General features: G+C 69.1%; 13 protein-coding genes and 2 pseudogenes. 7 read left to right on the top strand and 8 right to left on the bottom strand.

From position 1 onward, the window contains the following. Positions 1-104: 104 nt before the first annotated feature. From ACZ58N_RS22460 to rpmH, 8 genes are all read right to left on the bottom strand, one after another. Positions 105-1,211 (bottom strand): ParB/RepB/Spo0J family partition protein, encoded by a 1,107-nt coding sequence (locus ACZ58N_RS22460; RefSeq protein WP_471162658.1) that lies wholly within the window; start codon positions 1,209-1,211, stop codon positions 105-107. Continuing rightward, on the bottom strand, positions 1,208-2,305 hold the full coding sequence (locus tag ACZ58N_RS22455; RefSeq protein ID WP_471162655.1) for a ParA family protein: 1,098 nt from the start codon (positions 2,303-2,305) through the stop codon (positions 1,208-1,210). The genes ACZ58N_RS22460 and ACZ58N_RS22455 overlap by 4 nt, the downstream gene beginning before the upstream one ends. A 266-nt stretch (positions 2,306-2,571) precedes the next feature. Further along, positions 2,572-3,288: a 16S rRNA (guanine(527)-N(7))-methyltransferase RsmG gene (gene rsmG, locus ACZ58N_RS22450; protein ID WP_471162652.1), complete on the bottom strand. Its 717-nt coding sequence runs from the start codon at positions 3,286-3,288 to the stop codon at positions 2,572-2,574. 116 nt (positions 3,289-3,404) lie between these two features. Then, positions 3,405-3,917, bottom strand: coding sequence for a Jag family protein (locus tag ACZ58N_RS22445; protein WP_385572844.1), 513 nt, complete (start codon positions 3,915-3,917; stop codon positions 3,405-3,407). A gap of 15 nt (positions 3,918-3,932) precedes the next feature. Next, a complete protein-coding gene (gene yidC, locus ACZ58N_RS22440; protein ID WP_471162648.1) occupies positions 3,933-5,039 on the bottom strand; it encodes a membrane protein insertase YidC in 1,107 nt (368 codons plus the stop codon). A 3-nt stretch (positions 5,040-5,042) separates the two neighbouring features. After that, positions 5,043-5,324, bottom strand: a complete 282-nt coding sequence (gene yidD / locus ACZ58N_RS22435) for a membrane protein insertion efficiency factor YidD (protein WP_383987261.1) — start codon at positions 5,322-5,324, stop codon at positions 5,043-5,045. Next, positions 5,321-5,695 (bottom strand): ribonuclease P protein component, encoded by a 375-nt coding sequence (gene rnpA / locus ACZ58N_RS22430; RefSeq protein ID WP_471162645.1) that lies wholly within the window; start codon positions 5,693-5,695, stop codon positions 5,321-5,323. Before rnpA ends, yidD begins: the two co-directional genes overlap by 4 nt. Before the next feature lie 21 nt (positions 5,696-5,716). Next, positions 5,717-5,854: a 50S ribosomal protein L34 gene (gene rpmH / locus ACZ58N_RS22425; protein ID WP_008741645.1), complete on the bottom strand. Its 138-nt coding sequence runs from the start codon at positions 5,852-5,854 to the stop codon at positions 5,717-5,719. A 357-nt stretch (positions 5,855-6,211) separates the two neighbouring features. Here rpmH and dnaA (ACZ58N_RS22420) point away from each other — a divergent pair. The 7 genes and pseudogenes from dnaA (ACZ58N_RS22420) to ACZ58N_RS22390 all read left to right on the top strand — a co-directional run. Further along, positions 6,212-6,743, top strand: a pseudogene (gene dnaA, locus ACZ58N_RS22420) (chromosomal replication initiator protein DnaA); the annotation flags it as partial. Positions 6,744-6,823: 80 nt separating this feature from the next. Next, a pseudogene (gene dnaA / locus ACZ58N_RS22415) lies at positions 6,824-7,993 on the top strand (chromosomal replication initiator protein DnaA); the annotation flags it as partial. Positions 7,994-8,857: 864 nt separating this feature from the next. Then, a complete protein-coding gene (dnaN, locus tag ACZ58N_RS22410; RefSeq protein ID WP_471162643.1) occupies positions 8,858-9,988 on the top strand; it encodes a DNA polymerase III subunit beta in 1,131 nt (376 codons plus the stop codon). Positions 9,989-10,210: 222 nt separating this feature from the next. Then, on the top strand, positions 10,211-11,086 hold the full coding sequence (gene gnd, locus ACZ58N_RS22405; protein ID WP_383987256.1) for a phosphogluconate dehydrogenase (NAD(+)-dependent, decarboxylating): 876 nt from the start codon (positions 10,211-10,213) through the stop codon (positions 11,084-11,086). Between the two features lie 103 nt (positions 11,087-11,189). After that, positions 11,190-12,326, top strand: a complete 1,137-nt coding sequence (gene recF / locus ACZ58N_RS22400) for a DNA replication/repair protein RecF (RefSeq protein ID WP_471162640.1) — start codon at positions 11,190-11,192, stop codon at positions 12,324-12,326. Further along, the gene (locus ACZ58N_RS22395; RefSeq protein WP_471162638.1) at positions 12,323-12,850 is read left to right on the top strand and encodes a DciA family protein; all 528 of its coding nucleotides are present in this window, start codon (positions 12,323-12,325) and stop codon (positions 12,848-12,850) included. The genes recF and ACZ58N_RS22395 overlap by 4 nt, the downstream gene beginning before the upstream one ends. 401 nt (positions 12,851-13,251) lie before the next feature. Further along, the coding region (locus ACZ58N_RS22390) for an ATP-binding protein (RefSeq protein WP_471162635.1) at positions 13,252-14,372 on the top strand (1,121 nt) is incomplete at its 3' end.

The raw sequence follows: 14,372 nt of genomic DNA, 5'->3' as shown, positions 1-14,372 counted from the left end.
CGGCTCCGGGTGTCCGTGGAAGGAGGGCGCTGCCGAAAAGGGGGCTGAAAAGGCGGGCCGCCCCGGCTTCCGCCGGGTCGACCCGCCCCCTGAGGCCATCCGTACTACTCCCCGGACTGCCCCTGACCCTGCTCCAGCACCCGTCCCTCGCCCGGCGCCAGGGTGCCCAGAATCCGCTCCAGGTCCTCCATGGACGCGAACTCGACGGTGATCTTGCCCTTCTTCTGCCCCAGGTCCACCTTCACCCGCGTCTCGAACCGGTCCGAGAGCCGCGTCGCCAGTTCGCTCAGCGCCGGTGCCACCCGGGCTCCGGCCCTGGGGCCCTTGGGCTTCACCGGGCTCGTGGACTCCGAGCCCATCAGGAACACGATCTCCTCGACCGTGCGTACCGAGAGGCCCTCTTCCACGATCCTCGCCGCCAGCAGCTCCTGCTGCTCGGCGTCCTCCACCGGCAGCAGTGCCCGCGCGTGTCCCGCCGACAGCACGCCCGCCGCCACCTTGAGCCGCACCTTGGGCGGCAGTTTCAGCAGCCGAAGGGTGTTCGAGACCTGCGGACGGGAGCGTCCGATCCGGTCCGCCAGCTGGTCGTGGGTGCACTTGAAGTCGTGGAGGAGCTGGTCGTACGCCTCCGCCTCCTCCAACGGGTTCAGCTGTGCCCGGTGCAGGTTCTCCAGGAGGGCGTCCAGCAGGAGCTTGTCGTCCTCCGTCGCCCGGACGATCGCGGGAATCCGCTCCAGTCCGGCCTCCTTGCAGGCCCGCAGCCGCCTCTCACCCATGATCAGCTCGTAGGCCCCGGGACCGGCCTGCCGAACGACCACCGGCTGGAGGAGGCCCACCTCCTGGATCGAGGTCACCAACTCCGCCAGGGCGTCCTCATCGAACACCTCGCGCGGCTGGCGCGGGTTGGGCTTGATGCTGTCCAGGGGAAGCTCGGCGAACATGGCCACCGCAGCCCCGCCGGTCTCCGGTTCCGTGGGCTCGGCAACGCTCTCCGCCACCTGCTCCAGCACCGGCTCCGGCCCCGGCGTTTCACGTGAAACGGCCGCCTGCGACAGCGAAGCCAGCTTCGCCGCGGCGATGCCCCGCTCCGACGTCAGCGTCGGCATCGCCGACGGCGACGTCGACCCCGCGCCGACCGGTGTCTTCTCCTGCGGAGCAGCCGGGATCAGCGCCGCGAGCCCCCGCCCCAGCCCCCTACGTCGCTCACTCACTGGATCCCCTCCGCCACACTCTGCGTGCTGTTCGTACCCGCGCCCACGTGGGCGGTCCGGGCGTCGTAATGGATTCCGGCACCGCGCATCGCGATCTCCCGCGCCGCCTCCAGGTAGGAGAGCGCACCGCTGGAACCCGGGTCGTACGTGAGTACCGTCTGGCCGTAGCTCGGAGCCTCCGAGATGCGCACCGAGCGCGGAATGCTGGTGCGCAGCACCTCCTTGCCGAAGTGCGTGCGCACCTCCTCCGCCACCTGCGAGGCCAGTCGCGTCCTGCCGTCGTACATCGTCAGCAGGATGGTCGACACGTGCAGCGTCGGGTTCAGGTGGGACCGCACCAGGTCGACGTTGCGCAACAGCTGGCCGAGGCCTTCGAGTGCGTAGTACTCGCACTGGATCGGGATCAGCACCTCCGCACCCGCGACCATGGCGTTCACGGTCAGCAGGCCCAGCGAGGGCGGGCAGTCGATCAGGATGTAGTCGAGCGGCTGCTCGTAGGCCTGGATCGCCCGCTGGAGCCGGCTCTCGCGGGCGACCAGCGATACCAGCTCGATCTCCGCGCCGGCCAGGTCGATCGTGGCGGGAGCGCAGAAGAGCCCCTCCACGTCGACCACGGGCTGAACGACTTCCATCAGCGGACGGCTGTCCACCAGGACGTCGTAGATCGACGGGACCTCGGCGTGGTGGTCGATGCCCAGCGCCGTGGACGCGTTGCCCTGCGGGTCGAGGTCGATCACGAGGACCCGGGCGCCGTGCAGGGCCAGCGAGGCGGCCAGGTTCACGGTCGTCGTGGTCTTGCCGACGCCGCCCTTCTGGTTGGCCACCACCATGACGCGGGTGTCAGCGGGCCTCGGCAGAGCGGCACCGGACCGCCCCAGGGCCTCGATGGCCTGCTGGGCGGCACGGCCGACGGGACCCTCGCCGATGTCGTCGTTGTCGACGAGGGGTGGTGGCGATGTTTCACGTGAAACATCGCCAGGCGATTCAGAGCGGGGACCTGGGACCGGATCGGTCATCGGCCCCGCGAGGTTGGCGTCGGACCGCACGGTGTCACTCTCCTCGGCAGCGGGCTCGCGATGAACAGAGCCTGCCATGTCACCGGGGTCGCGAACCAGCGGGGCCCGTACTCCTGTGGATGAATCCACCGATGTGGACAACCCCGTACCCCCCGCTTCCTTGCGGGAACGGGGGGCGGCAGCCGCACGGCCGCGGCTGATGATTCCGTGCAGCAGAGAGCGACGTTTCACGTGAAACACGATGCCCGGACCGGGTCTGCAGGCCCTTACGACACTCCGGAATCCGCACCTATAGGGCCCAACGCGCCCGGAATCCCCGGCCCCGTCCGGTCACCGATGCCGGTTCAGCGGCGCCGGCGGGTCCTGCTCGTCCGCGCGGCCTTAGCCCGCTTGGCCGCAAACCTCACCCCGCCGGGGCTTTCTCCGACCTCGACGCGGACGACCGTCGACATGGGGTCGACGATGCCCTCGCCGACCTGGAGCACCGAGGTCTTCACCACGCCGAGCTTGGCCAGCGCGACCTTGGCCGCCACCAGCTCCTCATCCGCGGTGTCGCCCTTGAGCGCCAGCATCTCGCCGTACGGCCGCAGCAGCGGTACGCCCCAACCCGCCAGGCGGTCCAGGGGCGCCACCGCGCGGGCCGTCACCACGTGCACCGGCTGGACCTTGCCGAGCATCTCCTCGGCCCGCCCGCGCACCACCGTGACGTGGTCCAGCCCCAGCAGCTCCACGGCTTCCTGGAGGAAGTTGGTGCGGCGGAGCAGGGGCTCCAGCAGAGTGATCTTGAGGTCCCGGCGGACCAGGGCGAGGGGGATGCCGGGCAGCCCCGCGCCCGATCCCACGTCGCAGACGGTGACGCCCTCGGGCACCACCTCCGACAGGACCGCGCAGTTCAGCAGGTGCCGCTCCCACAGGCGGGGCACCTCGCGCGGGCCGATCAGACCGCGCTGGACCCCCGCATCCGCCAGCAGCTCCGCATACCGCACAGCTTCCGGGAAAAATTCACCGAACACCGCGCGCGCCTCTTCGGGCGCCTGGGGAAGCTCAGCTGCCTCCGTCACGGGGACCGTCCTTCCGTACAGAACCGCTCACACCAAAACCGTGCCGTTCAACTGTCAGGCTTACAAACATCGGCCCCGCCTGCGACACAGACGGGGCCGACCACATGATCTTCCGGTCAGGCCGGGAGCACAACGACGAAGCGCTGCGGCTCCTCGCCCTCGGACTCGCTCTTCAGCCCGGCGGCCGCCACCGCGTCGTGGACGACCTTGCGCTCGAACGGGGTCATCGGAGCCAGCTTCAGCGGCTCGCCCGATCCCTTCACGTCCGCCGCGGCCTGGGCACCCAGGGCCGTGAGCTCCTCGCGCTTCTTCGCCCGGAACCCGGCGATGTCCAGCATCAGCCGGCTCCGGTCGCCGGTCTCCCGGTGCACGGCCAGCCGCGTCAGCTCCTGCAGGGCCTCCAGGACCTCGCCGTCGCGGCCCACGAGCTTCTGCAGCTCACGGCCGGAGGAGTCGCTGACGATGGACACGGCGGCCCGGTCGGCCTCGACGTCCATGTCGATGTCGCCGTCCAGGTCGGCGATGTCCAGCAGACCCTCAAGGTAGTCGGCCGCGATCTCACCCTCCTGCTCAAGGCGGGTCAGGGTGTCGCCACTCTCAGCGGCGGCCGTGGTGGTGCCTTCCGTCACGGGAGGGACTCCTTCTTACTTCTTGGAGGGCTTGCTGGGGGGCGTCTGACGCTTCGCCTTCGTCTGCCGCTTCGGCTGCTGCCGCTTCGTCGCGACACCACCGCTCGCCGCATCCGCATCCGCGGTGGCCTCAGTACTCTTGATCACAGAGCCGTCCGCCTGCGCGGCCATGCCCTGCTTGGTGAGCGCGGTGATGAACTTCCGCTCGTTGTCGTTGCGCTCCGAGCCCTTGGCCACGATCGCAGCGACGATCTTCTTCTTGCTCCGGCCCTTGACGGTGCCGTGCGCGCCGACCCGCTTGAGCAGCCGGGTCAGGTACTCGTCCTGCGCCTTGCTGCCCGGCGTCGGGTTCTGGTTGATCACGTACATCTGCTGGCCCATGGTCCACACGTTCGTGGTCAGCCAGTAGACGAGGACACCGACGGGGAAGTTGATGCCCATCACCGCGAAGATCACGGGGAAGATGTACATCAGCATCTTCTGCTGCTGCATGAAGGGGGTCTTGACCGAAAGGTCGACGTTCTTCTGCATCAGCTGGCGCTGGGTGTAGAACTGCGACAGCGACATCAGGACGATCATGACGGCGGTGACGATCCGCACGTTGGTGATCGAGGCGTCCAGCTCGGCGACCTTCGCGGCGCTGTCGGTGAACTTCGCCGCCAGCGGGGCGCCGAAGATGTGCGCCTGACGGGCGCTCTCCAGCAGCGACTGGTTGATGACGCCGATGGTCTCGCCGTTGGCGATGCTCGCGAGCACGTGGTACAGCGCGAAGAAGAACGGGGACTGCGCCAGGATGGGAAGGCACGAGGAGAGCGGGTTGGTACCCGTCTCCTTGTACAGCTTCATCATCTCTTCGGACTGACGCTGCTTGTCGTTCTTGTAGCGCTCCTGGATCGCCTTCATCTTCGGCTGGAGCGCCTGCATGCCCCGCGTCGCCTTGATCTGCTTCACGAAGAGCGGGATCAGACAGATACGGATCAGGATCACCAGGGACACGATGGACAGGCCCCAGGCCCATCCACTGTCCGCACCGAAGATCGCCCCGTACAGGGAGTGGAACTGAACGATGATCCACGAAACGGGTGTGGTGATAAAGCTGAACAGACTGGCAATCGTGTCCACTAATCAGGCTCCTTGAGCATTGCGAGATCTACGCAACGCACTGCGCAGCTGCTCGTGCCAACGCGGGCGTTTCCGGGGTGGGACATGATCCACACCGCCCGGGGACCACGGATTGCACCGCAGGATCCGCCAGGCGGTTAGAACCGTCCCCTTCACCGCACCATGCCGGTCGATGGCCGCGAACCCGTAGTGCGAGCACGAGGGGTAGTAGCGGCACACCGGCCCGAGCAGCGGACTGATCGTCCACTGGTACAGCTTGATCAAAGCGAGCAGCGGGTACTTCATCGAGCCACGCCTCCCAGCAGCCGCGCCAAGGCGGCGTCCAGGTCACGGGCCAGCTCGTCGTGGCCGGCATCGCCCGATCCGGGCAGGGCCCGCACTACCACCAGGCTACCGGCGGGCAGCTGTGCCAGCCGGTCGCGGACAAGATGGCGCAGACGACGCTTCACCCGGTTACGGACGACCGCGACGCCGACGGCCTTGCTGACGACGAAACCCGCACGCGGCGAGGGATCGATCTCCCCCGCCGCGTGCGGGTCCGTTGCACCGCTTGTTCTTAGGTGGACGACGAGGAGCGGGCGTCCTGCCCGCCGGCCTCGGCGCACCGCGCTCGCGAAGTCCTCACGCCGCCTCAGCCGATTTTCGGGAGACAGCACGACGTCACGACCTGCGCGTTGTTACGCGGAAAGGGCGGCGCGGCCCTTGCCACGACGGTTCGCGAGGATCGCGCGACCGGCACGGGTACGCATCCGCAGGCGGAAGCCGTGGGTCTTGGCACGACGGCGGTTGTTCGGCTGGAAGGTGCGCTTGCTCACTCGGGGGCTCCAGAGAATGAATCGTTATGGCGGTACATCGCCTGGCTGTCACCGTGCGCCCACGAGGAACTCGCGTGTTCGCCCGAGTGGACACCGCTAAATGATCACTGACGTGACCTTCGCCCATCGGTAGGCAGGCGGCAGCAGCCATCGACAATTCGACCTCGTCACGGTACGCGCGGCTACGCCATCCGGTCAAACCGAGCCCGCCTGCCGCACACTGTGCACAGGCTGTGGACAACGACTTGAACCGTGGCCACCGGCCTGACTACCGTTGCCTGATCCCTGTTTTTTGTCCCGACCGTCCCAAAGAACCACACCTTCGTGGGACGGGACCCCTGTGAGAGAGCGTGCTCTGTGGCTGACGTACCTGCCGATCTTGCCGCAGTGTGGCCACGCGTGCTGGAGAAGCTGCTCGGCGAGGGTCAGCAAGGCATCGAGCCCAAGGACAAGCAGTGGGTCGAACGATGCCAGCCGCTGGCCCTGGTCGCCGACACCGCGTTGCTGGCCGTCCCCAACGAGTGGGGCAAGCGCGTCCTCGAAGGCCGGCTCGCCCCGCTGATCAGCGATGCGCTGAGCCGTGAGTGCGGCCGGCCCATCCGCATCGCCATCACCGTCGACGACTCCGCGGGCGAACCCGCGCCGTCCTCCCCGCCCCCCTCGGCCCAGCGGGAGGGTTACGAGCCGTACGGCGGTCAGCGACCCGGCGGTCACACCGGTCACACCGGCCCGGGCGACGATCTCCCCACCGCCCGCCCCGCTTATCCGGACTACCAGCAGCAGCGCCCCGAGCCCGGCGCCTGGCCCCGGGGCGGACAGCAGGACGACTACGGCTGGCAGCAGCAACGGCTCGGCGGCTTCCCCGAGCGGGACCCGTACGCCTCGCCGCAGCCGGGCTACCTCCAGCAGCCCGACCCCGGCGGCTACGACCAGGGCTCCTACGAGCAGTCCGGGTACGGGGAGCAGTCCTCCTACGAACAGCAGAAGTACGAGCAGCAGAAGTACGAGAACCAGCAGTACGAGCAGCCCTCGCCGCGCCCGGCCCCCGGCCGGCCCGCGCCGCCGCCCGCGTCGTCCGGTGGTTCCACGTCGGGGCCGTTGGAGCCGACGGCCCGGCTGAACCCCAAGTACCTCTTCGACACCTTCGTCATCGGCGCCTCCAACCGCTTCGCGCACGCCGCCGCGGTGGCCGTGGCCGAGGCGCCGGCGAAGGCGTACAACCCCCTCTTCATCTACGGGGAGTCGGGCCTCGGGAAGACGCACCTGCTGCACGCCATCGGGCACTACGCGCGGAGCCTCTACCCGGGCACCCGGGTGCGGTACGTGAGCTCCGAGGAGTTCACCAACGAGTTCATCAACTCCATCCGCGACGGAAAGGGCGACGCCTTCCGCAAGCGCTACCGCGAGATGGACATCCTGCTGGTCGACGACATCCAGTTCCTCGCGAGCAAGGAGTCGACGCAGGAGGAGTTCTTCCACACCTTCAACACGCTGCACAACGCCAACAAGCAGATCGTGCTGTCCTCGGACCGGCCGCCCAAGCAGCTCGTCACCCTGGAGGACCGGCTCCGCAACCGCTTCGAGTGGGGCCTGATCACCGACGTCCAGCCGCCCGAGCTGGAGACGCGCATCGCGATCCTGCGCAAGAAGGCCGTCCAGGAGCAGCTCAACGCCCCTCCGGAGGTACTGGAGTTCATCGCCTCCCGCATCTCGCGCAACATCCGCGAGCTGGAGGGGGCGCTGATCCGGGTCACGGCGTTCGCGAGCCTCAACCGGCAGCCGGTCGACCTCGGGCTCGCCGAGGACGTGCTGAAGAACCTGATCCCGGGCGGCGAGGACAGCGCGCCCGAGATCACCGCCTCCGACATCATGGCGGCCACCGCCGACTACTTCGGGCTGACCGTGGACGACCTGTGCGGCTCCTCGCGGAGCCGGGTGCTGGTCACGGCGCGACAGATCGCCATGTACCTGTGCCGGGAGCTCACCGACCTGTCACTGCCCAAGATCGGGGCGCAGTTCGGCGGCCGCGACCACACCACCGTCATGCACGCGGACCGCAAGATCCGGGCTCTGATGGCGGAACGACGGTCGATCTACAACCAGGTCACGGAGCTCACCAACCGCATCAAGAACGCCTGACGCGGGCTCCGGGCAGCCGTGCCAGGACCCTCCAAACGCGAGAACAGGGCGCTTCCGGGCCTTTCCGGGGGCGCCTTTTTCCGTGCGTGCGCCCCTGCTCTGTTCGAATACGCCCCCTGGGCAGCAACTCATCCACAGATTGGCCGACTTTCTTTCGTCCACAGCCTGAGGACAGTGCGCGGCGCCCACAATCTGTCCACAGGGCCGCAGGTTGAGGGCCCATCAGGGCAGGTCAGCCGCCTGTGGAATTGTGCGCAAGCCGGATCCACAGCCTGTGGACAGAAAATTCGTCCACAGGCTCATCCACGGCTTCGTCCACCGGCGGCCCACAGGTTCGCGCACCCTGTGCACAGGTTCCCGAGGGTTCTCCACACCGTTGTCCACTGTTCGGCAACCCGGCACCTCCCGTCACCGCCCCGAGTGAAAGCCGTCACACGGATGTCGACGTTTGGTCTGTGGAGCACTGGGGAAAAGCTGGGGACACACCTGTGGAGTAGTGAGGGTCGTCTGGGGACGGCCTGTGCAGAAGTTTTCGTTCTCCACAGGGACACCGTGTTGTCCACCGGTGCCACCCACAGGGTGTGGGGATAAAAAACTGGGCCTGACCTGGGAAAACGGGCTTATCCACCGTTTCCACAGGCCCTACTACTACCCCCATGGAGAGTTAGGCCGGATTCCGTTTTCAAGCGGGTCCTGTGCACAACTCGTCGATCGCCCTCGCCGACGCCTCGGTGGCGACTTGACCGCCGGCCGCAACGAGTGTCGGCGCCGTACGTCAGACTGGTCCCCGGCAACCGGTCGAGGCACCGACGAGCCGACGACGATGGCCGGCAGACGAGCGAGCAACAGCAGGAGGCGGTTCCGGTGAAGATCCGGGTGGAGCGCGACGTACTCGCAGAGGCGGTGGCCTGGGCTGCCCGCAGCCTCCCGGCCCGGCCGCCGGTGCCGGTACTCGCGGGCCTGCTGCTGAAGGCCGAGGAGGGCACGCTGTCCCTCTCCGGCTTCGACTACGAGGTCTCGGCCCGGGTCTCCGTCGAGGCGGACGTCGAGGAGGACGGGACCGTCCTGGTGTCCGGCCGCCTGCTCGCCGACATCTGCCGCGCCCTGCCCAACCGGCCGGTGGAGATTTCCACAGACGGTGTACGGGCGACCGTGGTCTGCGGCTCCTCGCGATTCACACTCCACACCCTGCCTGTGGAGGAGTACCCGGCGCTGCCGCAGATGCCGACCGCGACCGGCACCGTGCCCGGTGAGGTCTTCGCCTCCGCCGCGGCCCAGGTCGCCATCGCCGCCGGCCGCGACGACACGCTGCCCGTGCTGACCGGTGTCCGCATCGAGATCGAGGGCGACCGCGTCACCCTGGCCTCCACCGACCGCTACCGCTTCGCGGTCCGCGAGTTCCTGTGGAAGCCGGAGAACCCGGAGGCCTCCGCCGTGGCCCTGGTGCCCGCGAAGACCCTCCTGGACACCGCCAAGTCCCTCACGAGCGGTGACACCGTCACCCTGGCGCTCTCGGGCTCCGGCGCCGGCGAGGGCCTCATCGGCTTCGAGGGCGCGGGCCGCCGCACCACCACCCGGCTGCTCGAAGGCGACCTGCCGAAGTACCGCACGCTGTTCCCGACGGAGTTCAACTCCATCGCGGTGATCGAGACCGCCCCGTTCGTCGAGGCCGTCAAGCGCGTGGCCCTCGTGGCCGAGCGCAACACGCCGGTCCGGCTGAGCTTCGAGCAGGGCGTGCTGATCCTGGAGGCCGGTTCCAGCGACGACGCACAGGCTGTGGAACGCGTCGACGCCAAGCTGGACGGCGACGACATCTCGATCGCCTTCAACCCGACGTTCCTGCTGGACGGCCTCAGCGCGATCGACTCGCCGGTCGCGCAGCTCAGCTTCACCACCTCGACCAAGCCGGCGCTGCTCAGCGGCCGCCCCGCGGTCGACGCGGAGGCCGACGAGGCCTACAAGTACCTGATCATGCCGGTGCGTCTGTCCGGCTGATGTTCGACCCGTCGGGCCCGTTCTCGCATGTCGCGGGACCGGGCCCGACGGCGTCCACAGGACGGGGCTCGGGGAGTCCAGAACGCCTGGGGACTCCCTGGACGGACGCCACGGCCCGTGGGGCCGCCGTGCACGCCCCGGCGTAGGCTCGGATCCGGTGGGTGATCCGGTGCGCCGGGGAGCCCGCCGCAACGACGGCCACAACGCGTAAGGAACCAGTTGATGGAGCTTGGTCTCGTCGGTCTCGGCAAGATGGGCGGCAACATGCGCGAGCGCATCCGCCGCGCAGGCCACACCGTCATCGGATACGACCGCAACCCGGACCTCGCGGATGTCCACACCCTGCGGGAACTTGTGGACAGCCTGCAGGCCCCCCGCGTGGTGTGGGTGATGGTCCCCGCCGGCGCGGCGACCCAGTCCACCGTCGACGAGCTGGGCGAGCTGCTCTCGCCGGGCGACATCGTCGTGGACGGCGGCAACTCGCGCTGGACGGACGACGAGAAGCACGCCGAGGAGCTGAAGGCCAAGGGCATCGGCTTCGTCGACTGCGGCGTCTCCGGTGGCGTCTGGGGCCTGGAGAACGGCTACGCGCTCATGTACGGCGGCGACGAGAAGCACGTCGCGGCCGTCCAGCCGGTGTTCGACGCGCTCAAGCCCGAGGGTGACTTCGGCGCCGTGCACGCGGGCAAGGTCGGCGCGGGGCACTTCGCGAAGATGGTCCACAACGGCATCGAGTACGCCATGATGCAGGCCTACGCCGAGGGCTGGGAGCTCCTGGAGAAGGTCGACTCGGTCACCGACGTCCGCGAGGTGTTCCGGTCCTGGCAGGAGGGCACGGTCATCCGTTCCTGGCTGCTGGACCTCGCCGTCAACGCGCTGGACGAGGACGAGCACCTGGAGCAGCTGCGCGGTTTCGCGCAGGACTCCGGCGAGGGCCGCTGGACCGTCGAGGCGGCCATCGACAACGCGGTGCCGCTGCCGGCGATCACGGCCTCGCTGTTCGCCCGGTTCGCCTCCCGCCAGGACGACTCCCCGCAGATGAAGATGATCGCCGCGCTGCGCAACCAGTTCGGCGGCCACGCGGTGGAGAAGAAGTAGCACCGCATCCCAAGCAACACGGCACCACGAGCAACATCAGCAGCACTCAGCACCACGAGTACCAAGAGCACGACAGCAGGAAGCCGGGGGAGGTCGGCGCCGCATGCACGTATCGCATCTCTCCCTGGCCGACTTCCGCTCGTACGCCCGGGCCGAGGTACCCCTCGGTCCGGGCGTCACGGCTTTCGTGGGGCCCAACGGGCAGGGCAAGACCAACCTCGTCGAGGCCGTCGGCTACCTCGCGACGCTCGGCAGCCACCGGGTCTCCTCGGACGCCCCCCTCGTCCGCATGGGCGCGGACCGGGCCGTCATCCGGGCCGCCGTCACCCAGGGCGAACGGCAGCAGCTGGTGGAGCTGGAGCTGAACCCGGGGCGCGCCAACCGGGCCCGGATCAACCGGTCCTCGCAGGTCAGGCCCCGGGACGTGCTGGGGATCGTACGGACGGTGCTGTTCGCCCCCGAGGACCTGGCCCTCGTCAAGGGCGACCCGGGCGAACGCCGCCGCTTCCTGGACGACCTGGTCACCGCCCGGTCGCCGCGGATGGCGGCCGTCCGATCCGACTACGAGCGGGTCCTCAAACAGCGCAACACCCTCCTGAAGTCCGCGGCGATGGCCCGCCGGCACGGCGGCCGGTCCATGGACCTCTCGACCCTCGACGTGTGGGACCAGCACCTGGCCCGGGTCGGCGCGGAGCTGCTCGTTCAGCGGCTCGACCTGATCGGGACGCTGCTGCCGCTCGCCGACAAGGCCTACGAACAGCTCGCGCCCGGCGGCGGTCCGCTCGGCCTCACCTACAAGTCCTCGGCCGGTGACCCGGTCGACAGCGGCGACGCACGCACCCGCGAGGCGCTCCACGAGGTCCTGCTGACCGCGCTGACCGGGGTCCGCAAGCAGGAGATCGAGCGGGGCGTCACCCTCGTCGGCCCGCACCGCGACGACGTGCTGCTGCGCCTCGGCGAGCTCCCCGCCAAGGGCTACGCCAGCCACGGCGAGTCCTGGTCGTACGCGCTCGCGCTGCGGCTGGCGTCCTACGAGCTGCTGCGCTCGGAGGGCGCCGAGCCGGTGCTGGTCCTCGACGACGTGTTCGCGGAGCTCGACGCCCGACGCCGCGAGCGGCTCGCGGAGCTGGTGGCTCCGGGAGAGCAGGTCCTGGTGACGGCGGCGGTGGACGACGACGTGCCGTCCGTACTGACGGGGACGCGCTTCGCGGTCTCCGGCGGTGAGGTGACCCGCCTGTGAACGGTGACGGGCAGGAGGGGCGCAGGACCCCGGAGCCCTCCGGGGTGGACCTGGCGCGCCAGGCCCTCGCCGCCGCCCGGGAGCAGGCCAGGGCCCGGGGCAACGCGGTCGGCGGGAAGAAGCGCCCCCACCAACCCGGGCTCCGCTCGGGCGCCCGGGCGGACGGTCGGGACCCGATGCCGCTGATGGCCGCGCTGGACCGGCTGCGCACGGAACGCGGCTGGGAGATGCCGATGGCGGTGGCCGGCGTCATGGAGCGCTGGCCGGAGATCGTCGGCCCGGAGATCGCGGCCCATTGCGTACCGGAGCGCTACGAGGACCGCGAGCTGGTCGTGCGCTGCGATTCCTCGGCGTGGGCGGCGCAGCTGAAGCTGCTGGCGCCGCAGCTGGTGGCGCGGCTCAATGCCGACCTCGGGCAGGGCACCGTCCGGCTGATCAAGGTGCAGGGCCCGGGCGGCCGGCCGAAGCGGTACGGACCCTGGCGCAGCCCGGGCAGCACGGGCCCGGGCGACACCTACGGCTGAGCCGGCGCCGCGCGCCCGGTGCCCCGGCCTTCTCGAAGCCGTCGTTCCCTCGGGAGCGGCGGCTTCCGGCCTGTCGGGTCCCCTTCCGCGAGAGGCGGGCGGGACCCGGTCGCGGGTGGTGTCCCTCACGGTAGTCGCGGGTTGACAGCCCGAAGCTCTGGATGCCCGTGTGAGCCACTTTGAGCCCCTCCCCGGATATGGGGAGTCGGAGAGAGGAGGTTCAGGGCGGCACATGCGTACTCAGGTACCGGCAAACCCCCATTCATGTCAGTGGTACCGGTAGACTGGAGACAATCCCGCCCAGTTGCGGGATCACCAGTCGAGTACCGGTGACAAACGCTGACAACGCAGATCGACGCAGCCGCTCCTGCTTGCATGCCTGCTGGCCCGGAGTACGGCCTGTGCTGTGCCAGAAAGGGCGCTTCGTGGCCGATTCCGGCAACTCCAACGACAAGAACGAGTCCACCGCCGGCGGCGAGGTCGCCGAGGCCGGTGGATCTTCGTATACCGGAAGCAACATCCAGGTCCTGGAGGGCCTGGACGCGGTCCGCAAGCGGCCCGGCATGTACATCGGATCGACGGGTGAGCGCGGCCTGCACCACCTCGTCTACGAGGTGGTCGACAATTCGGTCGACGAGGCGCTGGCCGGGCACGCGGACACCATCGACGTGACGATCCTCGCCGACGGCGGGGTCAAGGTCGTCGACAACGGCCGAGGCATCCCGGTCGACATCGTGCCGTCCGAGGGCAAGCCGGCCCTTGAGGTCGTGCTGACCGTCCTGCACGCCGGCGGCAAGTTCGGCGGTGGCGGCTACGCCGTCTCCGGTGGTCTGCACGGCGTCGGCGTGTCCGTCGTGAACGCCCTGTCGACGAAGGTCGCGGTCGAGGTCAGGCGCGACGGCTTCCGCTGGACCCAGGACTACAAGCTCGGTGCCCCGACGGCGGCCCTCGCGAAGAACGAGGAGACCGACGAGCACGGCACCTCGGTCACCTTCTGGGCCGACCCGGACATCTTCGAGACGACCGAATACTCCTTCGAGACGCTGTCGCGGCGCTTCCAGGAGATGGCCTTCCTCAACAAGGGCCTGACCCTGTCGCTGACCGACGAGCGCGAGTCGGCGAAGGCCACGGTCGGAGCGGACGACCCCGACGCGGACGTCACCGAGCCGGCGGCGCGCACCGTGAAGTACTACTACGAGGGCGGCATCGTCGACTTCGTGAAGTACCTCAACTCGCGCAAGGGTGAGCTCATCCACCCGACCGTCATCGACGTCGAGGCCGAGGACAAGGAGCGGATGCTCTCGGTCGAGATCGCGATGCAGTGGAACTCGCAGTACACCGAGGGCGTCTACTCCTTCGCGAACACGATCCACACGCACGAGGGCGGTACCCACGAGGAGGGCTTCCGCGCGGCGTTGACCGGCCTGGTCAACCGCTATGCGCGGGACAAGAAGCTGCTCCGGGAGAAGGACGACAACCTGGCGGGCGAGGACATCCGCGAGGGTCTGACGGCGATCATCTC

Source organism: Streptomyces sp. NPDC040432 (genome assembly GCF_055595445.1).
This window is presented reverse-complemented; position numbering and strand designations above follow the sequence as displayed.